The organism is Pigmentiphaga litoralis, assembly GCF_014651835.1.
Taxonomy (GTDB): Bacteria; Pseudomonadota; Gammaproteobacteria; order Burkholderiales; family Burkholderiaceae_B; genus Pigmentiphaga; species Pigmentiphaga litoralis.
This window is the reverse complement of sequence record NZ_BMXQ01000001.1, coordinates 3,827,771-3,853,992: the sequence shown is the minus strand read 5'-3', so window position 1 is coordinate 3,853,992 and position 26,222 is coordinate 3,827,771. Positions and strand designations below refer to the sequence as shown.

General features: G+C 63.7%; 27 protein-coding genes and 1 pseudogene. 14 read left to right on the top strand and 14 right to left on the bottom strand.

Annotated elements, in window-relative coordinates; translation table 11 throughout:
- Positions 1-271: 271 nt before the first annotated feature.
- The 4 genes from hemE to IE116_RS17595 form a co-directional block, all read right to left on the bottom strand.
- The gene (gene hemE / locus IE116_RS17610; RefSeq protein WP_229828260.1) at positions 272-1,339 is read right to left on the bottom strand and encodes a uroporphyrinogen decarboxylase; all 1,068 of its coding nucleotides are present in this window, start codon (positions 1,337-1,339) and stop codon (positions 272-274) included.
- Positions 1,340-1,448: 109 nt separating this feature from the next.
- Entirely contained in the window at positions 1,449-1,781 is a 333-nt protein-coding gene (mdtI, locus tag IE116_RS17605; protein WP_189614213.1) for a multidrug/spermidine efflux SMR transporter subunit MdtI, read from the bottom strand.
- Positions 1,774-2,196 carry an SMR family transporter gene (locus IE116_RS17600; RefSeq protein WP_189614212.1) on the bottom strand — a complete coding sequence of 141 codons (423 nt, stop codon included), beginning with the start codon at positions 2,194-2,196 and terminating at the stop codon, positions 1,774-1,776. Before IE116_RS17600 ends, mdtI begins: the two co-directional genes overlap by 8 nt.
- A 161-nt stretch (positions 2,197-2,357) precedes the next feature.
- Complete coding sequence (locus tag IE116_RS17595) at positions 2,358-2,504, bottom strand: hypothetical protein (protein ID WP_189614211.1); 147 nt, start codon at positions 2,502-2,504, stop codon at positions 2,358-2,360.
- Between the two features lie 440 nt (positions 2,505-2,944).
- Here IE116_RS17595 and IE116_RS17590 point away from each other — a divergent pair, with 440 nt between their 5' ends.
- Entirely contained in the window at positions 2,945-3,844 is a 900-nt protein-coding gene (locus IE116_RS17590) for a LysR family transcriptional regulator (RefSeq protein WP_179582492.1), read from the top strand.
- Positions 3,845-3,860: 16 nt separating this feature from the next.
- Here IE116_RS17590 and IE116_RS17585 read toward each other — a convergent pair whose 3' ends face one another.
- Entirely contained in the window at positions 3,861-4,574 is a 714-nt protein-coding gene (locus IE116_RS17585; protein ID WP_189614210.1) for a hypothetical protein, read from the bottom strand.
- Positions 4,575-5,002: 428 nt separating this feature from the next.
- On the opposite strand from IE116_RS17585, the gene IE116_RS17580 reads away from it, so the two are divergent.
- From IE116_RS17580 to IE116_RS17535, 10 genes and pseudogenes are all read left to right on the top strand, one after another.
- Positions 5,003-6,010 (top strand): GntR family transcriptional regulator, encoded by a 1,008-nt coding sequence (locus IE116_RS17580; protein ID WP_189614209.1) that lies wholly within the window; start codon positions 5,003-5,005, stop codon positions 6,008-6,010.
- Between the two features lie 192 nt (positions 6,011-6,202).
- Positions 6,203-7,063 (top strand): branched-chain amino acid ABC transporter permease, encoded by an 861-nt coding sequence (locus IE116_RS17575; RefSeq protein WP_189614208.1) that lies wholly within the window; start codon positions 6,203-6,205, stop codon positions 7,061-7,063.
- Positions 7,060-8,016 (top strand): branched-chain amino acid ABC transporter permease, encoded by a 957-nt coding sequence (locus IE116_RS17570; RefSeq protein WP_189614207.1) that lies wholly within the window; start codon positions 7,060-7,062, stop codon positions 8,014-8,016. Before IE116_RS17575 ends, IE116_RS17570 begins: the two co-directional genes overlap by 4 nt.
- 10 nt (positions 8,017-8,026) lie before the next feature.
- A complete protein-coding gene (locus IE116_RS17565; protein ID WP_189614206.1) occupies positions 8,027-8,869 on the top strand; it encodes an ABC transporter ATP-binding protein in 843 nt (280 codons plus the stop codon).
- A pseudogene (locus tag IE116_RS17560) lies at positions 8,862-9,557 on the top strand (ABC transporter ATP-binding protein); the annotation flags it as partial. The gene IE116_RS17565 and the pseudogene IE116_RS17560, both read left to right, overlap by 8 nt.
- Before the next feature lie 149 nt (positions 9,558-9,706).
- Complete coding sequence (locus IE116_RS17555) at positions 9,707-10,885, top strand: ABC transporter substrate-binding protein (RefSeq protein ID WP_189614204.1); 1,179 nt, start codon at positions 9,707-9,709, stop codon at positions 10,883-10,885.
- A gap of 10 nt (positions 10,886-10,895) precedes the next feature.
- A complete protein-coding gene (locus tag IE116_RS17550) occupies positions 10,896-12,359 on the top strand; it encodes an amidase (protein WP_189614203.1) in 1,464 nt (487 codons plus the stop codon).
- Positions 12,352-12,756 (top strand): RidA family protein, encoded by a 405-nt coding sequence (locus IE116_RS17545; RefSeq protein WP_189614202.1) that lies wholly within the window; start codon positions 12,352-12,354, stop codon positions 12,754-12,756. Before IE116_RS17550 ends, IE116_RS17545 begins: the two co-directional genes overlap by 8 nt.
- A gap of 71 nt (positions 12,757-12,827) precedes the next feature.
- Entirely contained in the window at positions 12,828-13,346 is a 519-nt protein-coding gene (locus IE116_RS17540; RefSeq protein ID WP_189614201.1) for a 3-hydroxyanthranilate 3,4-dioxygenase, read from the top strand.
- A gap of 13 nt (positions 13,347-13,359) precedes the next feature.
- Entirely contained in the window at positions 13,360-14,262 is a 903-nt protein-coding gene (locus tag IE116_RS17535) for an MBL fold metallo-hydrolase (RefSeq protein ID WP_189614200.1), read from the top strand.
- Positions 14,263-14,456: 194 nt separating this feature from the next.
- Here IE116_RS17535 and IE116_RS17530 read toward each other — a convergent pair whose 3' ends face one another.
- From IE116_RS17530 to IE116_RS17490, 9 genes are all read right to left on the bottom strand, one after another.
- Positions 14,457-14,876: a F0F1 ATP synthase subunit epsilon gene (locus tag IE116_RS17530; RefSeq protein WP_189614199.1), complete on the bottom strand. Its 420-nt coding sequence runs from the start codon at positions 14,874-14,876 to the stop codon at positions 14,457-14,459.
- 32 nt (positions 14,877-14,908) lie between these two features.
- The gene (gene atpD, locus IE116_RS17525) at positions 14,909-16,330 is read right to left on the bottom strand and encodes a F0F1 ATP synthase subunit beta (protein ID WP_179582524.1); all 1,422 of its coding nucleotides are present in this window, start codon (positions 16,328-16,330) and stop codon (positions 14,909-14,911) included.
- Between the two features lie 42 nt (positions 16,331-16,372).
- Positions 16,373-17,251, bottom strand: a complete 879-nt coding sequence (atpG, locus tag IE116_RS17520) for a F0F1 ATP synthase subunit gamma (RefSeq protein ID WP_189614198.1) — start codon at positions 17,249-17,251, stop codon at positions 16,373-16,375.
- Between the two features lie 56 nt (positions 17,252-17,307).
- The gene (gene atpA / locus IE116_RS17515) at positions 17,308-18,849 is read right to left on the bottom strand and encodes a F0F1 ATP synthase subunit alpha (protein ID WP_189614197.1); all 1,542 of its coding nucleotides are present in this window, start codon (positions 18,847-18,849) and stop codon (positions 17,308-17,310) included.
- Positions 18,850-18,903: 54 nt separating this feature from the next.
- On the bottom strand, positions 18,904-19,443 hold the full coding sequence (locus tag IE116_RS17510) for a F0F1 ATP synthase subunit delta (protein ID WP_189614196.1): 540 nt from the start codon (positions 19,441-19,443) through the stop codon (positions 18,904-18,906).
- 87 nt (positions 19,444-19,530) lie between these two features.
- The gene (locus tag IE116_RS17505; protein ID WP_179588451.1) at positions 19,531-20,001 is read right to left on the bottom strand and encodes a F0F1 ATP synthase subunit B; all 471 of its coding nucleotides are present in this window, start codon (positions 19,999-20,001) and stop codon (positions 19,531-19,533) included.
- Between the two features lie 86 nt (positions 20,002-20,087).
- Positions 20,088-20,330 carry a F0F1 ATP synthase subunit C gene (atpE, locus tag IE116_RS17500; RefSeq protein WP_124692009.1) on the bottom strand — a complete coding sequence of 81 codons (243 nt, stop codon included), beginning with the start codon at positions 20,328-20,330 and terminating at the stop codon, positions 20,088-20,090.
- A 113-nt stretch (positions 20,331-20,443) separates the two neighbouring features.
- Complete coding sequence (gene atpB / locus IE116_RS17495) at positions 20,444-21,310, bottom strand: F0F1 ATP synthase subunit A (RefSeq protein ID WP_189614195.1); 867 nt, start codon at positions 21,308-21,310, stop codon at positions 20,444-20,446.
- 126 nt (positions 21,311-21,436) lie between these two features.
- A complete protein-coding gene (locus IE116_RS17490; protein ID WP_229828258.1) occupies positions 21,437-22,066 on the bottom strand; it encodes an ATP synthase subunit I in 630 nt (209 codons plus the stop codon).
- Positions 22,067-22,485: 419 nt separating this feature from the next.
- Here IE116_RS17490 and IE116_RS17485 point away from each other — a divergent pair, with 419 nt between their 5' ends.
- The 3 genes from IE116_RS17485 (at position 22,486) to IE116_RS17475 (ending at position 25,795) form a co-directional block, all read left to right on the top strand.
- Positions 22,486-23,442, top strand: a complete 957-nt coding sequence (locus tag IE116_RS17485; RefSeq protein WP_189614194.1) for a LysR family transcriptional regulator — start codon at positions 22,486-22,488, stop codon at positions 23,440-23,442.
- Positions 23,443-23,716: 274 nt separating this feature from the next.
- Complete coding sequence (locus IE116_RS17480) at positions 23,717-24,691, top strand: Bug family tripartite tricarboxylate transporter substrate binding protein (protein WP_189614193.1); 975 nt, start codon at positions 23,717-23,719, stop codon at positions 24,689-24,691.
- Positions 24,692-24,802: 111 nt separating this feature from the next.
- Positions 24,803-25,795, top strand: coding sequence for an ABC transporter substrate-binding protein (locus IE116_RS17475; protein WP_189614192.1), 993 nt, complete (start codon positions 24,803-24,805; stop codon positions 25,793-25,795).
- Positions 25,796-26,222 lie beyond the last annotated feature (427 nt).

The following is a 26,222-nucleotide window of genomic DNA, read 5'->3' as shown; positions in this document are numbered from 1 at the left end:
CTTGAAATTAATAGGCTTCGCACATATTTGTAAGCGTGCATGAAAGACGTCAACAATGTGAATAAGTCACCGCCCGCATATCCCGCCGGCCATACCACGGGGCAGACCGAACTGCAAATCCGTGCCATCCCCCGAGGTGTAGGCCGCCTTGGGACACGCCGGCATGGTCGCTACCCGATAGCAGCGCGGGTCAGCTCGTTAACCCGTTAACCCGTTAGCCCAGCAACCCTGCAAACCCTGCGGCAACCCGCTGCACCCCGGTTGCGCGGGATCAGGCGCGCATGGCCCGGCTGTGCCTGTGCACGGCATCGACCAGCGTCACCACCGCTTCGGGCGGCGTGAACTGCGAGATCCCGTGCCCCAGGTTGAACACGTGCCCGGGGTGGTTGCCGAAACTGTCCAGGGTGCGGATCACTTCGGAACGGATACGGTCTTCACCGCCAAACAGCGTCATGGGATCCAGGTTGCCCTGCAGCGCCACACGACCGCCCACCCGCTCGCGCGCCTTGCCGAGGTTGACCGTCCAATCCAGCCCGATCGCATCACAGCCCAGATCGGCAATGTCGTCGATCCACAAGCCGCCGCCCTTGGTGAACACCACGGACGGCACCGACCGGCCATCGTTTTCGCGAATCAGCCTCGCCAGCGCCTTGCGGGTATAGGCCAATGAAAATTCCTGGAACAGGCCGTCGGCCAGCACGCCACCCCAGCTGTCGAAGATCATGACGACCTGGGCGCCTGCCTGGATCTGCGCGTTCAGGTAGACCGCCACCGCTTCCGCATTGATCTCAAGGATCCGGTGCATGAGGTCGGGACGCTGATACATCATGGTCTTGACGGTGCGGTAGTCGCTGGACCCCGCGCCTTCCACCATGTAGCAGGCCAGCGTCCACGGGCTGCCCGAGAACCCGATCAGGGGCACCTTGCCCGCCAGTTCGCGGCGGATCTGCGTGACCGCGTCGAACACATAACGCAGTTCGTTCATGTCAGGCGCGGCCAGCGCCGCCACATCGGCCTCGGTGCGCAGCGGGCGCGCAAAGCGCGGGCCTTCGCCGGTCTCGAAACTCAGGCCCAGGCCCATGGCGTCGGGGATGGTCAGGATGTCCGAAAACAGGATGGCGGCGTCCAGCGGAAAGCGCGCCAACGGCTGCAGCGTGACTTCGGTCGCGTAGTCCGGGTTCTTGGCCAGGCCAAGAAACGAGCCGGCCCGCGCGCGCGTGGCGTTGTATTCGGGCAGGTAGCGGCCGGCCTGGCGCATCAGCCAGACGGGCGTGTACTCGGTCGGTTGGCGTGCGAGGGCCCGCAGGAAAACATCGTTCTGGAGTGTAGGGGCGGACACGGAAGAGCCCTCGGCTTGGGGAAAGACGGGGATTTTACCCTTGCGCAGGCGCCCGCCTGCATCGGGGGAGGACAAAGCCGTCATACCGTTACGTCTTGACCAGCTGCGCTCAGGCAAACTTCATCATCAGCAGGCCGCCCACCAGCAACCCGATGCCTGCCCAACCTGCCAGCTGGATACGCTGGCCGAACATCCACCAGCCCACCAGAGCAGTGGCCAGAATGCCCAGGCCGCCCCACGTGGCGTAGGCCAGCGTAAGCGAAATACCGTCCAGCGACAGATACAGGCAGCTGAAGGCCGCCAGCACCAGCGCGATCGACAGCACACCGTAGCCACGCCGCTTGAAGCCTTCGGACAGCTTCAGGAAGATGTTGGCCGTGACCTCGAACACCACGGCGCACAGCAGCATGGCGCCGTGGAACCAGGTGTAGGTGTCAAGCATGGCTGGGGCTCCAGGCCAAAGGCAGCACGGCGAGCGGGCCTGGCCGGACCTGCGGCCCGGGCTGATCGACGCGTTCCTTGGCCACCGCACGTTCGCTGGCAATACCGCGCTTGAGCAGCACGATGCCGCCCAGCACCGCGGCAATGCCGAGCGCCTTGCCGGCGCTCAGGCTTTCGTTGAACAGCAGCAGGCTGATCAGCGCGATCGACACGATGCCAACCCCTTCCCAGATGGCGTAGGCAACGCCCATGGGAACGCGTTCGACCGCCAGCGACAGCGCGTAATACGACAGGGCCAGCAGCACGAACATGCCAAGCAGGCCGCCGGGGTGGCCACTGGTGCTGCCCCATTTCATGAGGCTGGTGCCGGTGACTTCCGCCGCGATGGCGAGGAAAAGAAAAAACCAATGACGCATGACAAACTCTCTTTCTAATTATGGGCAGTGCGGCCAGACCCGTAGGCCCGGCGAGGGAACTGCAGCCGCGCAAGACGCGCGGCATGAACGCCGGCGCGCGATAAACGCATGCAGGCGATGGCGCCAGACGGTGTGTCCGGCTTTTGCGTTTTGACGGATTGTTACCCGTTCAGCAACAATATTGCAGCCATGGCGGCGTACGGCAACAAGACGATCGCTGCGGCGCAGAGACACTGGCGCAGGGTCGGCTTGAAGGCGGCAACGGGTGCGGATACCGACGGCATCGCGGAGGTGTTGACGGTGGTCATGATGAGTCTCCCAAGAACACGCACAGGCGCAACGAAGCAACGCACAGGCATGCGGGACGTGGTTCTTCGAACAGGAGTCGTCGTACGGAACCAGGGCGTGCGACATCGAAGCGGGCCCACCTGCATGCAGGCGGCTACCCTCCGACGCAAGGCACTAACGCTCGGGAGACGGCAGCAAAGACGGCAGGAAATGCAGGGCCTGGCGGATACGGGCAGGACGGCCATTGCGGGCGTCGGCACCAGCCAACCCGACGACGGAAGTCGTCAGCGAAGATCCGGCGTAAGCCGGTACTGTCTTGGCAGGGCGCCTTGCGCTCGCGCCGCAACTCAGCGGGCTGAACATGGGGTCGCTCCTTAAATGAGGACGCAGTAATCGATACAAGAAGTATACGTAGCCATTGCTTGCATGCGGCGACGGCATTGTTTGATAAATTTGAACAATGGATAAACTGACTCCCATCCGTGCCTTCCTTGCGGTCGCCGACGCAGGCAGCTTCACGGGCGCCGCCCGCAAGATGGGCGTGTCACGTTCGGCAGTCACCGGCCATGTGCAGGAACTGGAACAGCACCTGGGCGTGCGCCTGCTGAACCGGACCACGCGCCGCGTCTCGCTCACCCGCGAAGGCGAACGCTACGCCGAGCGCGCCGGCCTGCTGCTGCAGGGACTCGCGACACTCGACGCCGAAATCCAGACCCGCAGCGGCCGCACCGAAGGCCATCTGCACGTCGAGATGTCGGAATCGGTGGCCAACGCCCGTGTCCTGCCGCGCCTGCCCGAGTTCGTGCGCGCCTACCCCGACGTCTCGCTGCGCATCTCGCTCAACGAAGGCGCGGTCGACCCCAGTGTGTCGGGCGCCGACATCGGGCTGCGCGTTGGCCTGCTGCGCGATTCGCCGCTGCGCTTCAAGCTGCTGGGCCGGGGCAACTACATCATGGCTGCCAGCCCGTCCTATCTGGCAATGGTCGATGCGCCCCGTCACCCGAACGAGCTGCGGCGGCACCGCCTGATCGACTTCTGGGATGCCGAATCCGGCCGCCCCTTCGACTGGCAGCTGGTCAAGGGCAAACAGACCGTCACCTTCGCAGCCAAGGGCGACCTGACCGTCGACAATGCCCGCGCGGGCCTGACCTGCGCGTTGGCCGGCCTGGGGGTGTATGAAGACCTGGACTTTCTGCTGGCCCAGCCCCTGGCTGAAAAGCGCCTGGTACAGGTGCTGCCCGACTGGCGCCGCCCGGGCCCGCCCATCGCCGCGCTGTTCACCGCACAGCGGCCCACGCCCCCGCACGTCAAGGCCTTCGTCGACTTCCTGGCGTCGGTGTTCGGCTCATCGCGCAGCTGACAGAACACGCACCCGTCTACCGGAACAGATCCGCGCCAATCTCGTGCTTGCGCATCAGCTCCCAGAAGGCGCGCCGGTTCTTGTTCGCTGCCTTGGCTGCCTGCGAGATATTGCCCTGATGCAGCAACAGCAGTTCGTTGACGTACTGCCGTTCGAACTCGGTCACGATGCGCGCCTTGGCGGCCCGAAACGGCTCGCCCGCGGCAGGGGACAAGAAGGTCTGCACCATCTGGTCTATCCTGGCCGCCGACATGCGCGCCCGGTCGACCGCAGAATCGTTCAGCACCGACACGGCCGGACTGGCGGCCACGCGCTGGGCCAACCGGATCTTCAGTTCTTCGGTGCACACCGGATGCCGCAGGAAGTCGGCCATGCCCAGCGCCAGCAGGTCCTGCAAGCCGGCGGCCTTCAGATCGCGCGAGATCCCGACCAGGGGCGTGTCGATCACTTCGCGTGCATTGGCCAGCGCGAGCCGGGTCCATGCCAGCGTATCGAGCGCGATGGGCAGCAGGCAGACGTCGTATCGTTTGAGTTGCAGCGCGGCCTTGCGCAATACGTCGGCCGACCAACCGGTGTCGCGGACCCGACCCGATGGCCATGCCGTGCCGTCCAGCCCCAACGGATGCAGCTTGAACCGCCCGTTTGGCAGGACGTCGGGCGCCAGCAAGGGATCCACCCAGTGTTTGTGCGCCGGCACCATCAGCACTGCGCAATCGATCGATGCTCTCATCGCGTTCTCCTGCCTGTCCAAAACCCCAGACTAGGCACGAACGAAACCCCTCTCAATCAGAGATGAGCACAAAGGGGCCGGCACGTAAGCGCCATTGGGATCGGACCCTTGCTGGCGGGGCCTCTGGCGCAAAAGGGTGCCTTCTGTTGACCGTTGCAAAGGACTTGCCGGGCGCGGATCGACTTAAAACACAGGCCCGGAACCGGACCCTCTCACGGGAAACAGCGCGCGGCAAGCCGGGCCGGGCCCCCCGTCTGCATGATCGGTACACATCGTGCAAATTGCAGGCCGTGCGGGCACCGGTTGCCCAAGGGCAGGCGGCGCCTTCGAACAGCATTCCACCCGCCTATTTCGTCCTGATTACGGATGGATGTTTTTGTCCATGGTGACAAGCGCCAAGACCCCGCGCTCCCCGCACAATGCCCGGCATGACTGCCGCCCTGGCCCTTGCCGCCCGTATCCTGACTGACTTGCATGACCAGCGCGCCGAGCCTGGCCGCCCCTTGCGCGCCCAGGCCCTGGCCGATCAGTGGGGCTTGTCCCGATCGCCCGTCAACAGCGCGCTGGCCCTGCTGCACGCACGCGGCCTGATCGCGCACGCACCCGGCCAGGGCTATGCGGTGGGGCGGCCGTTCATGCGGCATCAAGGCGTCGACCCGGACGCCCACCTGTCCGCCCTGCTTTATCAGCTCGACCCCTCGGGGGCCGGCACGCCGCCATCGCTGACCGACCTGTGCCGCGCCATTGCCGACGACCGGCGTGCTGGCGTCTTGCCAGGCACTTTCAGCGAAGCGCAACTGCAGTCCCGCTACGGCCTGACGCGAGGCCGGCTGGCCGCCCTGCTGGGCCTTCTTCAGCACGACGGCTGGGCCGATCGCAACGCCGGGCAGGGCTGGACGTTTTCGTCGCTGCTCACGTCGCCCGACGCCCTGCTGCAGGCCACCCGCAGCCGGATGCTGCTCGAGCCCGCGGCCCTGAAGGAGCCGGGGTACCGGCTCGCCCCGGACGCCCTTGCCCGATGCCGTGAGGCCGAGCAACGTATCGTCGACCGGCACGCGTCCGCCCAGGACCTGCACGAGCGCGGCGTGCGGTTCCACCAGACGCTTGCCGCGGCCTCCCGCAACCGCTTCCTGATCGACGCGCTGAACCGCATCCACCGCCTGCGCACCGCCCTGCCCCACGGCGCCATCCAGGATCCCGGGCGCACCCGCCAACAGGCTGCGGAACATCTGGCCATCCTGGACGCCATAGAACGCGGTCGCCTGAAAAACGCCGCGACCCTGCTGCATCGTCACTTGCGCGCCGTCCACGACGCGCTGGAACACAGCCTGGCATTGACCGCTGTTCATAAGCCCCTGGACAGCGCCATGCTGCAGCGCAAAACTGTTGACATGCTTTCGGGCACTCGGCAGACTGTGATCGATTATCCGACATAAAGTCGATTTTCTCGACGCGTGTCATTCTTGCTGTCGCCTCGCAGGCGTCCCATACGACAGGTGGAGTGCGGCCACCGTCGTATACGAAATACCAAGCCACTGCGGGCATCTGGAACAGGGGGTGTGGGTGAGTGCCAGCGTCTGCCAGCTGTATCACGTCGTCTCGGAAAACTCCGTATCCGCGAGTCCTGCATGGGCATCGTGATCTTCGATGGGCTTGCCTACGGCATGCTGCTGTTCCTGATCGGCGTCGGTCTGTCGATCACCCTGGGGCTGATGAACTTCGTCAACCTGGCCCACGGCGCGTTCGCCATGGTGGGCGGATACGCCGCCAGCCTGGCCATGACGCACTGGCAGGTCCCCTTCCTCGCCAGCCTTGCTCTGGCCTTCGTGGCCGCCGCCCTGGCTGGCGCGATCCTCGAATGGGTGTTCTTTCGCCGCCTGTACCGCGCGCATCCGCTTGATCACGTGCTGCTGTCGATCGGCATCGTCTTCGTGGCGGTGGCCGGCGCCACCTATCTGTTCGGCCCGGGCATGCAGCCCTTTCGGCCGCCGGTCTGGATGCAGGGGCAGGTCTCGCTGCTGGGGCTCGAGGTGGGCGCCTATCGCCTGTTCCTGATCGGGGTCGGCATTGCCATTCTGTTGCTGCTCATGCTGCTGCTGGAAAAGACCCGCTACGGCGCCATGGTCCGCGCCGCCGTGGACAATCAGCGCGTTGCCAAGGCGCTGGGTGTGCGGGTCGAGCGCCTGTTCTTCCTGACCTTTGCCTTCGGCTGCGGCCTGGCGGGGCTGGGCGGCGCGTTGGGGCTGGGCATTCTGGGCCTGGAGCCGACCTTCGCGCTCAAGTACATGGTCTATTTCCTGATCGTGGTCTGTGTCGGCGGGGCCGGCACCCTGCTTGGCCCGTTTGTGGCGGCCGTGCTGGTCGGCATCGTCGACGTGGCCGGCAAGTACTACTACCCCGAAGCCGGCGCCTTCCTGATCTACGTCGTGATGGTGCTGGTGCTGCTGGTCCGCCCGCGCGGCCTGATTCCCAAACGAGGCCAGGCATGATCGCCCTTACCCGCCGCACCGTGACCGGGCTGGAAATCGTTTTCTGGCTTGCCCTGGCCGCCAGTTATGTCGTCTTTCCTGGCAAGCTGGTGCTGATCACGCAGATCCTGATCGCAGGCCTGTTCGCCGTCGGCCTGGACATTGCCCTCGGTTACGCCGGCATCCTGACCGTGGGCCATGCCGCCTTCTTCGGCATCGGGGCCTACGGCGCCGGCCTGTTGGCCAAACACGGATGGGGCGAGCCGTTCTCGGGCCTGCTGCTGGCCGCCGTCGTATGCCTGGCCATCGGCTACCTGCTCAGCTACCTGATCGTGCGGGGCGCCGACCTGACCCGGCTCATGATCACCATTGGCGTGTGCGTGCTGTTCGGCGAACTCGCCAACCGGCTGAGCGATATCACCGGCGGCGCCGACGGCTTGCAGGGCATCGAGATGTGGCCCGTGCTCGGCCAGTTCCGCTTCGACATGTATGGCAAGACCGGCTTTGTCTATGCGTTCGTGATCGTGCTGCTGATCTTCCTGGCCGTGCGCCTCATGCTGCGGTCCCCGTTCGGCATGGTGCTGCGGGGCATCCACGACAACCGCCGCCGCATGCTGGCCATCGGTTCTCCGGTCGATGCGCGCCTGCGCCTGGCCTATGCCTTTTCGGCGGCCATCGCAGGCATCGCCGGGGCCTTGCTGGCGCAGACCACACAGTTCGTCGGCTTGGAAATGCTGAGCTTCAACCGGTCGGCCGAAGTCCTCATCATCCTGGTCCTGGGCGGCACCGGCCGCCTGTATGGCGGGCTGATCGGCGCCCTGCTCTACATGACGGTGCACGACCTGTTCTCGGACTTCGACCCGAAATTCTGGATGTTCTGGCTGGGCATCTTCCTGATCGCCGTCGTCATGCTGGGCCGTGGCGGCGTGCTGGGCGGACTGTCGCGCGTGGTCGCGATCAAGGACGAACGATGAAGGACGCACTATGAGCGCGCCCACCCTGCGCACGGATCGCCTGACCAAGAAGTTCGGCGCCTTCACCGCCGTCGATGGCGTGACGCTGACCGTGCCACCCGGCAGCCGCCATGCGCTGATCGGGCCGAACGGCGCGGGCAAGACGACGCTGATCAACCTGCTGACGGGCGTCATTGCGTCCACGGGCGGCAGCATCCATCTGGACGACGACGACATCACCCGCATGCCTGCCGATCGCCGCGTGCATCGCGGTCTGGTGCGGACCTTCCAGATCAATACGCTGTTCCCGAGGCTCACTCCGCACGAAGCCACCGCGCTTGCGATTGCCGAGCGCGACGGTGTGGGCCGGGTGTTCTGGCGCAGCTTTCGCGGCAACACCGCGATCCATGACGAGGCCGATGACCTGCTGACGCGGTTCGGGCTGGGCGCGCATGCCCGCACCGTGACGTCGCAACTGGCCTATGGACGGCAACGGCTTCTGGAGATCGTGCTGGCCCTGGCCGCCCGGCCCAGCATTCTGCTGCTGGATGAGCCCGCCGCAGGCATACCCGAAGACGAAAGCGGCGAGGTGTTCGAGGCCATTGCCGCCTTGCCGGAATCCATGACGGTGCTGTTCATCGAGCACGATATGGACCTGGTGTTCCGCTTTGCACGACGCATTTCGGTGCTGGTTGCGGGCGCCGTCATCGCCGACGGCACGCCCGACGAGATCGCGAACCATGCCGACGTGCGGCGGGCGTACCTGGGCAGTACTGAGGTAGGCCATCCCCCGGGGCTGCCGAAGGAAGCAGCCGGTTCCGTCACCCGCGCCGCCGACGCTGGCGGCGCTGCCACCGGAGCCGTCCATGCCTGACTTCCTGCACATGGAAGGCCTCACGGCCGGGTACGGCCAGGCGGTCGTGCTGAACGGCCTGACGCTGTCGGTAAACCGGGGGGAGACGCTGGCCATCCTGGGCCGCAACGGCGTCGGCAAGACGACCCTGCTCGAAACGCTGATGGGCAACACCGCCGTCAAACGCGGCGCCATCCACTGGCTGGGCCAGGACATCACCCGCTTGAATCCGGCCGACCGCGCGCGTCGCGGCATCGGCTGGGTGCCGCAGGAACGCGAGGTCTTTCCGTCCCTGACCGTGCAGGAAAACCTGCAGGTGGTCGCCCTGCCCGGCGTATGGAACACGGCGCGCGTCTATGAGCTGTTTCCGCGCCTGCGTGAACGCCGCGGCAACTACGGCGGCCAGCTGTCGGGCGGCGAACAACAGATGCTGGCGATCGGCCGCGCGCTCATGACCAATCCGCAACTGCTGTTGCTGGATGAGCCGATGGAAGGCCTGGCGCCCATCATCGTCGAAGAACTGGCGGACGCGATTCGCGCCATGTGCCAGCGCGACGGCCTGACTGCGATCGTGGTCGAACAGCATCCGGTGCTGGCACTGTCGATGTCGCACCAGGCCATCGTGCTTGAGCGCGGCAGCATCAAATATCGCGGCAGCAGCGCCGACCTGGCGGGCAACCCGGCCTTGCTGGGCGAACTGTTGGGCGTGGCATCCCATCGCAACGCCGGGCAACCTTCTGCAGACGACGCAGCACACGCCGCGGCAGGGCCGGCAGCAGCGCAACCCTTGGCGGCGCAACCCTTCGCGGCTCACCCCGCAGCACCTACAGCACACTGACAATCATGCGGAGCAACATCATGGGCATCACATTGAAGACGGGTCTGGGCAGTGGCATCGTCATCGCAGCGGCAATGGCCGGCATGCCGGCAGCGATGGCACAAGACGTGGTCAAGATCGGTCTCATCGCCGAAATGTCGGGCCCCTTTGCCGAGTTCGGCAAGCAGATGGAAGCCGGCATCAAGGTCTACCAGAAGCAATTCGGCGAGACGGTCGCGGGCAAAAAAGTGGTCGTCGTGATCAAGGATGTGGGCGGCCCGAATCCCGAGGTTGCCAAACGGCACGCGCAGGAACTGGTCGTACGCGACAAGGTGCAATTCCTTGCGGGCTTCGGCTTCAGTCCGAACGCGCTGGCGGTGGCGCCGGTGGCCACGGAATCCAAGACCCCCATGATCGTGATGAACGCCGCGGCGGCTGAGCTGACGGCCCGGTCTCCGTACATGGTGCGGGTGTCGTTCTCGTTCCCGAACATCGTGCCGCCGATCGCGCGCTGGGCCGTCGATCAAGGCTACAAGACGGCGTACTCCGTGGTGGCCGACTACTCGCCCGGGCAGGACGTCGAAAAATCCTTCGCCGCCGCGTACAAGGCGGCAGGCGGCGAGCTGGTCGGCTCCGTCCGCACGCCGATCACCACGCTCGACTTCTCGCCCTACATGCAGAAGATCAAGGACGTGAAACCGGCTGCCGTCTTCACGTATGTGAACGCTGGCGACGTCGCGCCCGCCTTCATGCGCGAGTTCCGCAACCGCAAGCTGGCCGACGTGGGCTCGGTGCTCATCGGCACGGGCGACATCACCGACGAAGCCGCGATCGATTCGATGGGCGACGATGCGCTTGGCGTCGTCACCGGCTACCCGTATTCGATGGACCACGACTCGCCTGAAAACAAGAAGTACGTGCAGGACTTCAAAGCCTTGCGCGGCGCCACGGCGCGGCCCACCATCATGTCCGTGGCGGCCTACGACGGCATGGCCGCCATCTACGAAGCACTGCGCAAGACCGGCGGCAAGGGCGACGGCGATGCCATGCTGGCGGCGCTCAAGGGCCTGAAACTGACCAGCCCGCGCGGCCCCATTCAGATCGATGCCGGCAACCGCGACATCATCCAGCGCGTGTACATGCGCAAAGTCCAGAAGGTCGACGGCCGGCTCGCCAACGTCGAGTTCGCCACCATCGAACCCAAGGCCGAGACGAAGTAAGGAGGTCACGATGCCTTCCCAAGGATTGCACGCCCTGAGCATCGCGCAATTGCGCGATGCCTATGCGTCCGGGACCGCGACACCGGTGGACGTGACCGAAGCGCTGTTCGATGCGATCGGGTCCGACCCGGTCAATGCCTTTTGCGTGCTCGACAAGACCGCGGCGCTGGCGATGGCCGAGGCCTCGGCGCAGCGGCATCGGCACGGCGCGCTGCTCGGCCCGCTCGATGGCATTCCGGTGTCGATCAAGGACCTGATCGATGTGGCCGGCTACCCGACGCGCCGCGGATCGACGGCCACATCGGACGCCCCTGCCCCGAACGATGCCCCATCGGTGCGGCGCTTGCGCGAAGGCGGCGCCGTGCTCTTCGGCAAGACCACCACGTCGGAATTCGGCTGGGCTGCAAATTCCGAATCCACGGCCACCGGCATCACCCTGCACCCGACCCGGCTCGGCAAATCGCCCGGCGGCTCCAGCTGCGGCGCGGCCGCGCAGATTGGCCGCCGGTGGGGACCGCTGGCCCTGGGCAGCGACGCCGGCGGGTCGATCCGCATCCCGGCGTCCTTTTGCGGCCTGGTCGGCTTCAAGCCGACCTTCGGCGCGATCCCGCTCGGCCCGCAAAGTGCGTTTGCCGAGTTCGCGCACCTGACGCCCTTGACGCGATCGGTAGAGGACTGCCGCATCGCGATGGACGTGCTGAGCTTTGCAGACCCGCTGGATCCGTATTCGATGTATCCGCGGGGAATCACGGCGCGGTCATCGGCACACCGGACTGACGCGACGCCACAAGGCAATGAATCCCGTGCCGCAGCTGGAGCGGCCGGCCAGGCTCCCGTCCTCGGCTATTGCATCGACATCGGCCCGGACGCTGGCCTGGACCCGGCCATTGCCGCCGCCGTCGAGGCGCAGGTGGAAACGCTGCGCACGCAGGGCTATCGCATCGAAGCCTTCCGCTTCGACTGGGCCGCGCTGGCCATCGACTTCTGGAACGTGTGGCTCAGCCGCATCCATGAATCCTTCGTGACCCTGGCGGTGCACATTCGCGCACAGTTCGATCCGCGCCTGCAGGCCTGCTTCGACGCGGGCGCCTCGCTCACCGCCGACACGCTGGCCCGCAGCCGCGTGCGCCTGCGTGAAGCATCCACTGAACTTGCCCGCGCTTTTTCCCGCATCGACCTGCTGCTGACGCCGGCCGCTTCCAGCGGCGCGTTCGACATTGGCAAGCTGTGCGCGCAGGGCCATCCCAAAGCGGCCGAGATCGCGCGCACGCACAACTGGCCGCTGGCCAGCCCCTACGCCTTCCCGTTCAACCTGACCCAGCAGCCCGCCCTGGCCCTGCCGCTGGGCACGACCGCCGACGGCCTGCCCTTCGGCCTGCAGGTCGCGGGCCGCAAATTCCACGACGACCAGGTGCTCGCCTTCGGGGCGCAGCTTGAGTCGTCACGCGCATCATCGGAGACGCCGCATGCCTAAGATTCTTGTCCAGTCCGCGCAGGCCCCGGTTACCGGGTTTACCGACGCCAGCAAACCGTCGCCACTCGCCCAGGCCATCCGCGCGGGCGACTTCCTGTATGTCTCGGGCCAGGGCCCACTCGACCCCGCCACGCGCGAAGTCGTGTCCGACGACATCGCCGAACAGACGCGACGCACGCTGGCGAATCTGGTGTCGGTGCTCGAGGCCGGCGGCGCCACGCTGGCGCATGTCGTCAACATGCGCGTCTGCCTGCGCGACACCGCCGATTTCCCCGCCTTCAACGAAGCCTTCCGCGACGTCATGAATGGCGAAAAAGTCACCCGTACCTGCATCGGCGGCACGCCGCATCGCAAAGGCGTCAAGGTCGAGATCGACTGCGTCGCCTACCTGGGCTGACCCCCGGCCCAACTCGACCCGACGCCGCACGCTGACGTCACCCCGTGACCTCAGCTCCCAAGGAGACCCCCATGTTCCAGATGCCCATCGTCGACCTTCTGAAGGAAGGCGAAAAACTCAGTGCCACCGGCAAGCGTGTCAGTGTGCTGTGGCAGGCGCCCGAGTCGCTCGTGTTCGTGGCCCGCGGCCGCGAATACCGCAGCGAATTCCACATCAATCCCAGCGACGAAATGATGTACATGATCAAGGGAGAGATGAACCTGCATTACCGTACCGCCGACGGCAAGGAAGAGATCGCCGTGCTCAAGGAAGGCGCCGTCATCTACACGCCCGCCGGCATCCCGCACTCGCCCCGCTTTCCGCCCGATGCCTACTTGCTGGTGCAGGAACGCGCGCGGCAGAAAGGTGAAATCGACCGCTTTCAATGGTTTTGCCAGAAGTGCGATCACCCGCTGCACGAAGAAAGCTTTACGGTGGCCGACTACAACGCCGACCCCGTGTCCAAGGCGTACAGCTATTTCTTCGAGAGCGAAGAATTCCGCACCTGCAAGGCCTGCGGCACCGTCATGCCCGCGCCCGAATCGACCTGACGCGGATCACGGCATGACAGGCGCAGCGCTTTCGCCATCCCCCGTCATTCAACTGGGCGCCGCGCGCATCACCCGGGTCGAAGACTTCCTGGGCCTGGGGTTTGCGCCCGCCGCCATGTTCCCCGCCATCACGCCCGACCACCTGGCGGCCGAGATGGCGTGGCTCGCGCCTGGCTACTACGACCCGGGCGCCAACCAGCTGCGCACCAGCATTCACAGCTGGCTCGTCCGCACCGACCGACACACCATTCTTGTGGACAGCTGCATCGGCAACCACAAGACGCGTCCCAGCATCGACCGCTTCCATCAGCGCAACGAACCGTGGCTGGACCGCCTGAAAGCCGCTGGCGCCGCGCCGGAAGACATCGACTTCGTGATGTGCACGCACCTGCACGCGGACCACGTCGGCTGGAACACCCGGCTGGATGCCCAAGGCCGATGGGTGCCCACCTTTCCGAATGCGCGGTATCTGTTTTCGCGCAAGGAACTGGCGCGATGGGACCCGCGCATCCACGGCCATGTGGCGCGACCGATCAACGAGAACGTGTTTGACGACAGCATCCTGCCCGTGCTCGAAGCCGGTCTGGTGCAGGAAGTCGATGACGGGTTCGACCTCGACAACCTGATGCGCGTGGAGGCCGCGTATGGCCACACGCCGGGCCACATGAAGATCCGACTCAAGTCGGGCGCCGACGAAGGCATCTTTTCGGGCGACGTGATCCATCACCCGATCCAGGTGCCGCATCCCACCCTGTGTTCGGTGTTCGATGAAGATCCAGAGCTGGCGCTGCAGGTGCGGCTGGCCGTGCTGCAAGACTGCGCGGCGCGCGACGCGTGGCTGTTTCCGGCGCACTTCCCCGAGCCGCATTGCTGCCGGATCGGCGAACAAGGCGGGCGGTTCACGTTGCGCTGGTAGGCAGGTCATCGACAACGCCTCGTAAGCCGTTCGTCACGACGGGCTGCCGTGGCGGCCCGTTCATCGCACAAAAAAAACGGCCGCCCCAAGGTGTTTCCACCCCGGGACGACCGTTTTTTATTCCGCGCCGCCGACCACCCGGCGCGGACCGTTCAATTACGCCGCGGATTCACGCCGCAGAGTCACAACACAAATCAGTTGCGATTGCCGCGCAGCTTGCGAATCGCCGCCAGCTGAGCCGCCAGCATGGCCAGCTCGGCCTCGACCACAGCGATCTCGGTCTTGTCCTTGGCGTTGCGCAAGGCTTCTTCGGCCTGTGCACGCGCCTTGGTCGCCTTCGCTTCGTCCAGCTCGCCGCTACGGATGGCCGTGTCGGCAAGCACCGTCACGACACCCGGTTGAATCTCGAGCAGACCGCCAGCCACGAAGATGTCTTCTTCGGTGCCATCGGTGCGCGAAATCCGCACGGTACCTGGACGGATGCGCGAGATCAGCGGCGTGTGGCCGGGCAGAATCCCGAGCTCGCCCGCTTCACCGGGCAGGGAGACAAACTTCGCCTCGCCCGAGAAGATCGAGGCTTCCGCACTGACCACGTCAACATGTAAAGTTGCCATAAGATCCCTTCAGAGAGGTGCCGAAAAAATCCTTATTGGATCTTCTTGGCTTTCTCGAACGCTTCGTCGATCGTGCCGACCATGTAGAACGCCTGTTCGGGCAGTGCATCGCACTCGCCGTCGACGATCATCTTGAAACCACGGATGGTTTCCTTCAGTGGCACGTACTTGCCAGGTGCGCCGGTAAACACTTCGGCCACGTGGAAAGGCTGCGACAGGAAACGCTGGATCTTCCGTGCGCGGGACACTGCCTGCTTGTCTTCCGGCGACAGCTCGTCCATACCCAGAATCGCGATAATGTCGCGCAATTCCTTGTAGCGCTGCAGCGTCGATTGCACGCCACGGGCCACGTTGTAGTGCTCCTCGCCCACGACTTGCGGGTCGAGCTGACGGCTGGTGGAGTCGAGCGGATCGACGGCCGGGTAGATACCCAGCGCGGCGATATCACGCGACAGCACGACGGTCGAGTCCAGATGCTGGAAGGTCGTTGCAGGCGACGGGTCGGTCAAGTCATCCGCAGGGACGTACACGGCCTGGATCGACGTGATCGAGCCGGTCTTGGTCGACGTGATGCGCTCTTGCAGCTTGCCCATTTCTTCAGCCAGCGTCGGCTGATAGCCCACGGCCGAAGGCATACGGCCCAGCAGTGCCGACACTTCGGTACCGGCCAGCGTGTAGCGGTAGATGTTGTCGACGAAGAACAGGATGTCACGGCCTTCGTCACGGAACTTCTCGGCCATCGTCAGGCCCGACAGCGCCACGCGCAGACGGTTGCCCGGGGGCTCGTTCATCTGACCGAACACCATCGCCACCTTCGATTCCTGGATGTTCTCCAGGTTGATGACGCCGGCTTCTGCCATTTCGTGATAGAAGTCGTTGCCTTCGCGGGTACGTTCACCCACGCCGGCAAACACCGACAGACCTGCGTGCTGCTTGGCGATGTTGTTGATCAGCTCAAGCATGTTCACGGTCTTGCCCACGCCGGCGCCGCCGAACAGGCCGACCTTGCCGCCCTTTGCGAACGGGCAGACCAGGTCAATCACCTTGATGCCGGTTTCGAGCAGCTCGACCGACGGCGACAGATCGTCGAATGCCGGTGCTTGCTGGTGAATGGCGCGACGCTCGTCGGTCGCGATCGGACCGGCTTCGTCGATCGGACGGCCGAGGACGTCCATGATGCGGCCCAGCGTCGCGAGGCCGACCGGCACGGAAATCGGTGCGCCATTGGCGGCAACCGACATGCCACGACGGAGACCGTCGGACGAACCCATGGCGATCGTGCGAACGATACCGTCGCCGAGCTGTTGTTGCACTTCGAAGGTCAGGCCTTTTTCTGCAAACGACTGGCTGTCGTCGGCGAGGGTCAGGGCTTCATAGACCTTGGGCATGCTGTCGCGGGGGAACTGAATGTCCACCACGGCACCGATGCACTGAACGATGGTTCCGTTGCTCATATCGATTCCTCGATTGCTGTTTCCAGGAGTGTTCGCGTCGGCTTAGACAGCCGCCGCGCCACCCACGATTTCCGAAATTTCTTTGGTGATGGCTGCCTGACGGGTCTTGTTGTAGACCAGTTGCAGATCGCCGATCACCTTCTTGGCGTTGTCCGATGCAGCCTTCATTGCCACCATCCGCGCCGACTGCTCGGACGCCATGTTTTCGGCAACGGCCTGGAACACCAGGGCTTCGACGTAGCGCAGCAGAAGTTCATCGATGACCGACTGTGCGTCGGGTTCATAGATGTAGTCCCACGAGTAGGCCCGCTTTTCGGCCTCGCTCTGTTCGAAGCGGTCCGCCGACAAAGGCAGCAACTGCTCGACCACCGGTTCCTGCCGCATGGTGTTGATGAAGCGGTTGTACGCGATGTACACCACATCCACCTTGCCCTCGGCATACGCGTCGAGCTGCACCTTGATCGCGCCGATCAGGCGATCCATGTTGGGCGCATCGCCCAGCTGGACCACTTGCGACACGACGTTGGCATTCACGCGGGACAGCAGGTTCGCACCCTTGTTGCCGATGGCAGTGGTTTGCGGCTTGATGCCCTTGGCGTGAAACTCTTTCAGGCGTGCCAGCACCGCGCGGAGCACGTTGGTATTCAACGCGCCGCACAGTCCCTTGTCGGTCGTGACGACAATCAGGCCAGCGGCCTTGATGTCGCTGCGACGTGCCAGGAACGGGTGCTCGTAATCGGGGTTGGCCTGAGCCATGTGCGCAGCAATGTTGCGCACCTTGTCGGCGTATGGGCGAGCCGCGCGCATCCGTTCCTGCGCCTTGCGCATCTTGGACGCGGCGACCATTTCCATCGCCTTCGTGATCTTGCGCGTGTTTTGCACGCTCTTGATCTTGGTACGGATTTCCTTGATTCCGGGCATGTGTCTTCCCCTGTCCGTGATTAGGGACGCAAGCTATGCGCCCCAAAAATCCCGCTTCAGAAGGCTCCGTTTTTCTTGAAATCCTTGACGGCGTCGTGCATGGCAGCGTCGTCGTCCTTGGAGATTTCCTTGGTGTCTTCAATGCGGCCCACCAGCGCGGCGTACTTCGACTTCAGGTAGTCCTTCAGGCCCTTTTCAAAAGCCAGGACATCCTTGACTTCGACGTCGTCGATATAACCGTTGTTCGCTGCAAACAGCGACACAGCCAGTTCCCACACTTGCAGCGGCTGGTACTGAGGCTGCTTGAGCAGTTCCACCACGCGGCGGCCACGCTCCAGCTGGCGACGGGTCGAATCGTCCAGGTCGGAAGCGAACTGCGCGAACGCAGCCAGTTCACGGTACTGCGCCAGGTCGGTACGGATACCACCGGCCAGCTTCTTGATGACCTTGGTCTGCGCAGCGCCACCGACTCGCGACACCGAGATACCGGCGTTGATAGCGGGGCGGATACCGGCGTTGAACAGGTCCGATTCCAGGAAGATCTGGCCGTCGGTGATCGAGATCACGTTGGTCGGAACGAAGGCGGACACGTCGCCGGCTTGCGTTTCGATGATCGGCAGCGCGGTCAGCGAACCGGTCTTGCCGGTGACTGCGCCCTTCGTGAACTTCTCGACGTAGTCTTCGTTCACGCGAGCCGAACGCTCCAGCAGACGCGAGTGCAGGTAAAACACGTCGCCCGGGTAGGCTTCACGGCCTGGCGGACGGCGCAGCAGCAGCGAGATCTGGCGATAGGCCCAGGCCTGCTTGGTCAGATCGTCATAAATGATCAGCGCGTCTTCGCCGCGGTCGCGGAAGTACTCGCCCATCGTGCAACCCGAGTAGGCCGAGATGTACTGCATCGCGGCCGAGTCGGAGGCCGTGGCGGCCACGACGATGGTGTATTCCAGCGCGCCGTGCTCTTCGAGCTTGCGGACCACGTTGTTGATCGTCGAAGCCTTCTGGCCGATCGCGACGTACACGCAGGTGACGCCCTTGCCCTTCTGGCTGATGATCGTGTCGATGGCGACCGCGGTCTTGCCGGTCTGACGGTCACCAATGATCAGCTCGCGCTGACCACGGCCGACCGGCACCATGGCGTCGATAGCCTTGACGCCCGTCTGCAGCGGCTGCGACACCGACTTGCGTGCGATCACGCCCGGCGCAACCTTTTCGATCACGTCGGTCATCTTTGCGTTGATCGGGCCCTTGCCGTCGATCGGGGTGCCCAGCGCGTTGACAACGCGGCCACGCAGTTCCGGACCCACCGGCACTTCCAGAATGCGGCCCGTCGTCTTGACGATGTCGCCTTCGGAAATGTGGGTGTATTCGCCCAGAATCACCGCACCGACGGAATCGCGCTCGAGGTTGAGCGCCAGACCGAACGTGTTGTTCGGGAATTCAAGCATTTCGCCCTGCATCACATCGGACAGGCCGTGGACGCGGGTAATACCATCGGTCACGGAAACGACCGTGCCCTGAGTGCGGATGTCAGTCGAATTGCTCAGGCCCTGAATACGGCTCTTGAGCAGTTCGCTGATCTCGGACGGGTTGAGTTGCATATCGACTCCTGGAATCCTTTCTCTCGGTGCGGTTCAGTTGAACGCAGCGACCGACTATGCGACTAGAGCGTCGCGCATACGATCAAGCTGCGCACGCACGGACGTATCGAGCACCTGATCACCCACTGCCACGCGCACACCGCCAATCAACGATGCATCGACGCTAACCACGGGTTTGATTTTCACGCCAAACTTCTTTTCCAGCCCGGCGACCAATTCGGCCACCTGAGCGTCGGCCAGCGGAAACGCGCTGACGATTTCGGCATCGGCTTCGCCCTGGTGGCGGTTCTTGAGCCACAGGAACTCGGATGCGATTTCCGGCAACAACAGCAGACGACCGTTCTCGACCAGCAACGCAAGGAAATTGCGCGCATCGATCGACAGAGGCGTCTTCAAGGTCGACGCGAACAATTCGACGCGTTGCGCGCTGTCGAATTGCGGGTCGGCGACGGCGCTGCGCACTTCAGGGTGCGACGCGGCCTGCGCCATCTCGGCGACCAGTTCGGCCCAAGCGGTCAAGCCTGCGCTATCTGCACGGGCGACGCCGAACAGCGCTTCAGCGTAGGGCCGGGCGATGGTGGACAGTTCAGCCATGTTGGCTCTCGATGCCTGATACGGTTAGCGAGGTGATTCGCAAACGCGAGGCGCACGCCATGGCGTGCGTCCGCGCGGGTTCTTTTTTTAAAGCTGCGCCTTGAGCCGGCCGAGCATCTCGGCATGCGTCTGGGCGTTCACTTCGCGCTTGAGGATTTCCTCGGCGCCTTTGATTGCCAGTGCGGCCACCGCATCGCGGAGGCTGTCGCGGGCACGCTGCGCTTCTTGCTGCGCATCCTGCTTCGCTTGCTCCAGGATCCGGGCGCGTTCGAGTTCGGCGTCCTTCCTGGCTTGTTCGATCAGTGCAGCAGCCTGCTTTTCGGCTTGAGCCAGACGGGTCTGGTTGTCAGCCTTCGCGGACGCTTCCACCTGACCTACGCGGGCCTGGGCCTGCGCGAGATCAGCCTTGCCTTTCTCAGCGGCGGCGAGGCCTTCCGCAATCTTCAACTGACGCTCTTCGATGGCTTTCATCAACGGCGGCCATACGAATTTCATCGTAAAGAGGGCCAGGACGAAAAACACCAGCGTCTGGAAGATCAGTGTCGCGTTCAGATTCACGGTATTTCCCTCTTCGGAAAAGAACATCATCCCTGGTGCCGGCAACTAGGCCTGGCACCACGGAGCGGTCATGTCGAAGTTGAGGCTTAGCCGACGAACGGGTTGGCGAACGCGAACAGCATGGCGATACCCACGCCGATCAGGAATGCCGCGTCGATCAGACCAGCCAACAGGAACAGCTTGGTTTGCAGTGGGTTCATCAGTTCAGGCTGACGAGCCGATGCTTCGATGTACTTGCCACCGACGATCGCGATACCCAAGCATGCGCCAATGGCACCCAGACCGATGATCAAACCGCAAGCGAGAGCGACGAAAGCGACGTTGGTCATGACAACTCCTTGATAATGAATCAGAGACCGAAAGATTAAAAAATAACGATAGACAACACGAACTGCTTTACTGAATCAACGAGGCCGGAACACGCACCCCGCCGACGATTCCTTTAGTGCCCTTCGTGAGCCTGGCCGACATATACCAGCGTCAGCATCATGAAGATAAAGGCTTGCAACAGCACGATCAGGATGTGGAAGATCGCCCAGACCGAACCTGCCAACAGATGGCCGACGCCCAGGACGACGCTTTGAGCGTTCCATCCGGCCCAGGCACCGCCCAGGAGTGCGATCAGCATGAAAATCAATTCGCCGGCAAACATGTTGCCGAACAGCCGCATGCCCAGGGACACGGTCTTGGCTGCGTATTCAATGATGTTCAGAAGGAAGTTCGCCGGGGCCAGGATGACGGCGCCGATACCGTGCGCGTGGAACGGCGCGGTGAACAGCTCTTTCACGAACCCGCCCGGGGTCTTGATCTTCAGGCCGTAGTACAGCATCAGCAGCAGCACGCCGAACGACATGCCGATGGTTGCGTTCAGGTCGGCGGTCGGGACGATGCGGTGGTAGTGGATGGCTTCACCCCAGCCCAGCGCATTGATGATGTAGTGCGGCAGGTCGACCGGCAGCAAGTCCAGCGTGTTCATCAGGATGATCCAGAGGAACACGGTCAGGGCCAGCGGCGCGACAAAACGGCGCGACACTTCGTTGTGAACGATGTTCTTGGCCTGCTCGTCAACCATTTCGACCAGCATTTCGATGGCGGCCTGCATCTTGCCGGGCACGCCCGACGCGGCGCGGCGCGCACCCAGCCACATCACGAAGCAGGCGAGCACGCCCATCGAGATGGACCAGAACAAGGTGTCGTAATTGACGATGGAAAAGTCGGCAATGACGCTTTGTTTTTGACCGGTGCTGTTCAAGTGTCCAAGGTGATGGACGATGTACTCGGATGCGGTCGGCGCTGCGGTGGAAGCCATGATGGGGTTTCGATCCTACGACCAGATTTACGAAAATACGGTGCTTGTCTTGAACCTGACGGCATGAGTCAGGTCAGTACTGCATTGGGTAGTGCAAGAACAGTGAGCCGTGCAAAGAAGGGACTTTCAGGCGCCCTGCGGATCCTTGCGTCCGAAAGCCAGGGCAAGCCACTGGCTTTTCAGTGCAAAGATCAGCCCCGCCAGGAACGCTGGCCAGACGAGGACTTCATGACCCACGCTGGCGGCCGCGACAATCAGCAGCCCCGCGAATGCGATCTTGAAGAACTCACCGAGAAAAAACGTTACGGGATTGGCCCCACCCGGCTTGTTAACACTCACGATCAGCCTGAATGCGAACAAGGCGTTGGGGATGGCATAGACCGCCGCGCCGATCAGGGCCGAAACCCCTGCGGCGGCGCCTGCGACCACCAGGGCGACCAGCGCCACGGTGATGCTGACTGCCATCTGCACGACAACCGCGTTGAACAGCCCCCGGATGGCCGCCTTTCGCTGCGCTGCGTGCTCCGATTCGGTTAGCCGGATCGGTTCACTGACGTCTGCCGGGCGGCCTGCTGCTGCCGTACCGCCTTCCAACGTCGTACTGTTTGTCGTACCGTTTGCCGACTCTTCGTCTTTCCAGGATGGTGGCCAGCGCGCATCCACTTCGTCCGGACCGAAAAATCTGGGTTCCCCGCGTTTGAGTTCACCCTGCATATTTTCCGATCGGGCGGCTTCCGCTGCTTTGGTCTGATCCATCCCCGTCCTCACATCCCCTGCCCTTCAGCCACACCTGCAAGCGGAAATTCAAGCACCTTGCTGCTCAAGGTCTGGGAATCGTCGCTTTCAGTGAACCGTCACTTGCAGTGAACGGTACCTTTTACCGGCAATTCCGCACCAGACCGGCGCTAAAGTTGTCTTGGACCGCATCCCGCAGGCACCAGGCAAGAGCATTGTGAGTGCCCCCTAGCCAACTACATTTACCTCGGCAAACCCAAAGAGTATAGCGGGAACTTGTTCGGCGATCAAACCAAGTTCTTAAAAGTCGTTGATAATCAACCAACTGCGTGGATCTTGTTGAGTAAGCTCCTCAATAACCACGCCGCCTGTGTGGCGCTCACCTGACAATCCGCTGAGTGGCCGACATGATGCCCTAAAGTTGTTCATTGGAGTTGATTGTGGAGTTCCGCCAGATCCAATACTTCATTTGTCTGTTCGAAGAAGGATCGGTCACCCGGGCCGCGCGCCGCGTCCATGTCGTGCAGCCGGCGCTCAGCGTCCAGATCGCCAAGCTCGAAGAAGAACTGGGCCAGCCCCTCTTCACCCGCAGCCCCCGCGGCATGGAACCCACCGACGCCGCGCACCGCATGTATGAGCTGTACCTGCCGCTGATGCGCGACTTTGCCCACGCGCGGGAACAGATGCTGTGCCGGGACGGCGAGATCACCGGACAGGTCACCATCGGCATGATCACCTCGCTGGCCGAAGGGGTATTGTCCGAAACCCTGACGGAGTTCGCCCGCGCCTATCCCAAGGTCCGGGTCAGCGTCGCCAACGGCCGGCTGCTCGAATGGGTATCGACAGGGCAGATCGACGCCGCCATCGTGGATATGCCCCGCCAGCCGCTCACGCTCAACGTCGAGGCCATCGGTGACGAAGAGATGGTGTTGATGGGCCCGCCCGACGGTACCGCGCCCTGGTCACCCATCCCGTTCGCCGATCTGGCCGCCCTCCCCCTTGTCACCACGACCCGCCAGCACGTCTTGCGCCGGATCCTGGACGACTATGCGCAATCGCTGAAGCTGACGATCACGCCTGCGGTGGAAGTCGATTCCATTATTACAACGGTCAAGCTGATTGCCGCCACGGGCATGTACGCAGTGCTGCCCCGCAGCGCGGCCAGCAACCGGCTGGCCGATCGCGAAGTGCATGTACGCCGGATTGTCGACCCGACGCCGGTGCGGCAGATCGCCTGCGTGACCCACCCGCGCCGTCCGATCAACACGGCCACCTCGCTGTTCGTCGAAATGCTGGCATCGCACATGAACGGCCGCCCATCGACCGGAGAAGTGCCCCCCGTCGGCATGGGTAGTGACCCGGACATCACCGATCGCTATACCGCCGATCATAATTAATCATGACCGAATGGTGCTCGGCGCAGGGTTTGCCGAGGCCGAAACGACTTAGAATTTCCCGGACCGCTACATAGAGAGCGCCATCCCCCGAGCCGATTGCCGGCCCGGTCATGAGACACGCCGCGTCCCCGCGGCCCCCCGTACACCCCTGTCCGAATCGGCGCCGTCTGGCCGAGGCGTCCTGCCGTCCGCGCATGTGCCCGCGAGCCACCCGCCGGCCGGCCCGGCCGCGGCCGCCATCGTCGGGCAGCCTTCAGTCGCGATGGAGACCGCCATGAAGACCCTGCTTTCCACCCTTTTTGTTGCTGCGGCCCTGGCTGGCAGCGCCGCCACGGCCTGGGCGGCCGACGCCTACCCATCCAAACCCGTGCGCGTGATCGTGCCCGTCACGGCTGGCGGCGGCGTCGATACGCTGGCCCGACTGCTGGCGCAGCACCTGCGCACCGAACTGGGCGGCGAACCCTTCATTGTCGAGAACAAGCCGGGCGCCGGCGGCAATATCGGGCTGGACCTGCTGGCCAAGTCGGCCCCCGATGGCTACACGCTGGCAGTCGTGCCCAACACCATGACGATCAACCAGACGCTGATGGCCAGGCTGCCGTTCGACACCGTCAAGAGCTTTGCACCGATCGGGCAGATCGCCACATCGACCTCGATCATCGGGTCACGCGCGGGCCTGCCGCCCAAGACACTGCAGGAACTGGTGGCGTACGCCAAGTCGCGCCCGGGCACCTTGACCTTCGGCGGCTGCGATACCGGGTCGATCCTGCATCTGTCGGGCGAGATGTTCAAGCAGCAGGCAGGCGTCGACATCACGCACGTGCCCTACAAGGGCTGTGCCGCCTCGATTCCGAACGTGCTGGGCGGGCAGGTCGACCTGATCTTCATCACGCTGTCGAACGTGGCCAACTACCTGCCGCAAGGCCGCATCCAGGCCTACGCCGTGGCAAGCAGCAAACGCTCGCGCTTCGCGCCCGACATCCCGACCGCCGCCGAACAGGGCTACCCGGGCGTGGCCGTCGACATCTGGTACGGCATGCTGGCGCCCGCGGGCACCCCGGCCGACATCGTTGCAAAACTCAACAAGGCGCTGAATGCCGTGCTGGCCAAACCGGAAGTGCAGTCGTCCATGGCGACCGCCTACATGGAGCCAGCCGGTGGGTCGGCAGAGCAATTCGGCTCGCTGATCAAGACCGACATCGACCGGTACGGCGCCGTCATCAAAAAGGCCGGCATCAAGATCGACTGATCTCCCGGGCGCCAAAGGTGGACGTTCGCAACGAGTTGATGACCTCAACCGCTCGCGAACCCCGCTTTCAGCGACCCGGATTCACCCTTTCCTTATTTGATAGGAACCCGCATGGCGAAGCTCAAACTGTCTTTTGGTTGCTGGAACTACGACCGCACACGCGCATTGATGGACGGCACGGTGCAGCCCGACGGCATCGACCTGAACTACCTGAACATGCCGGTGGAAGAGACCTTCTTCCGCATGCTGCGCAATCAGGAATTCGACGTGGCCGAAATGTCGCTGTCGTCGTACTCGGTGTCCTTGTTCAAGCCCGACCAGCCCTTCATCGCCATCCCGGTGTTCCCGTCGCGCTTCTTCCGCCATTCGTGCATCTTCGTGAACGCCGACGCGGGCATCAAGGAACCGAAGGACCTGATCGGCAAGCGCATCGGCGTGCCCGAATACCAGATGACCGCGCCCGTGTGGATCCGCGGCATTCTGAGCGAGCATTACAACGTGCCGGTCGACAGCGTGACCTATTACTCGGGCGGCGAGGAAGAACCCGGCCGCGACGAAAAGCTGAAGCTGTCGCTGCCGCCCAATATCAAGGTCGAACCCATCGGCCCGACAAAGACGCTGTCGCAGATGCTGCTCGACGGCGAGATCGACGCCCTCCACACCGCGCGCATGCCGTCGTCGTTCATCCATGGCAAGGGCAAGGTGCAGCGCCTGTTCCCGAATTTCATGGAGGTCGAGCGCGACTATTACCGCAAGACCAAGATCTTCCCGATCATGCACACGCTGGTGATCCGTCGGAAACTGTACGAAGAAAATCGCTGGATCGCGCAGTCGCTGTTCAAGGCGTTCGCCCAGGCGCAGAAGATTGCGTATGACGATCTGCGCGAGACGGCTGCCCTGAAGACGATGATGCCGTGGCTGCTGGCGGATATGGAAAACGTGATCCGCGAGATGGGAGAAGATTATTGGCCGTACGGGCTGGAGCGCAATCAGGAGACGTTGCAGACGTTCTTGCGCTATCACCATGAGCAAGGACTGTCGCAGCGGTTGTTGAAGCCTGAGGAGCTGTTTGCGCCTGAGACGTTTGAGGCGTTCAAGATCTGAGTTTTTTGTTCTTGCTACCAGCTGGGGGGTCTTTTTTCCAGCTGGGGGTCTTGATCCTGGCTGGGGTTCTTGCGGGGCGGGCGTGGAGAGTTCGGTTGAAAGGCCGAGCTCGCTACCCCGGCCTTCGCCGGGGCTTCACGCGTCGCAAAGCCTTCCAACCGAACTCTCCACACCCACCTTTGCGATGGGGAGGACTCTTTGCATTTTTTGGGGGAGCGGGCTGCGGAGGCTGGCGTGCTCGGGCGACCATGCGTCGTGACTGCGCGAAGGCGGGCGCACCAGACAACCGGTGTCGAGCAGACCCTCATTGCAAGAATGCAGCCACGCCAAACGCTCCACACCTTGCCACCAACTGCACCCACTACGCTGCCCAACAACACTAAGAAGTTTGAACCAGAATTCTTCCGAGGCCTTGGGGCGTGCGGGG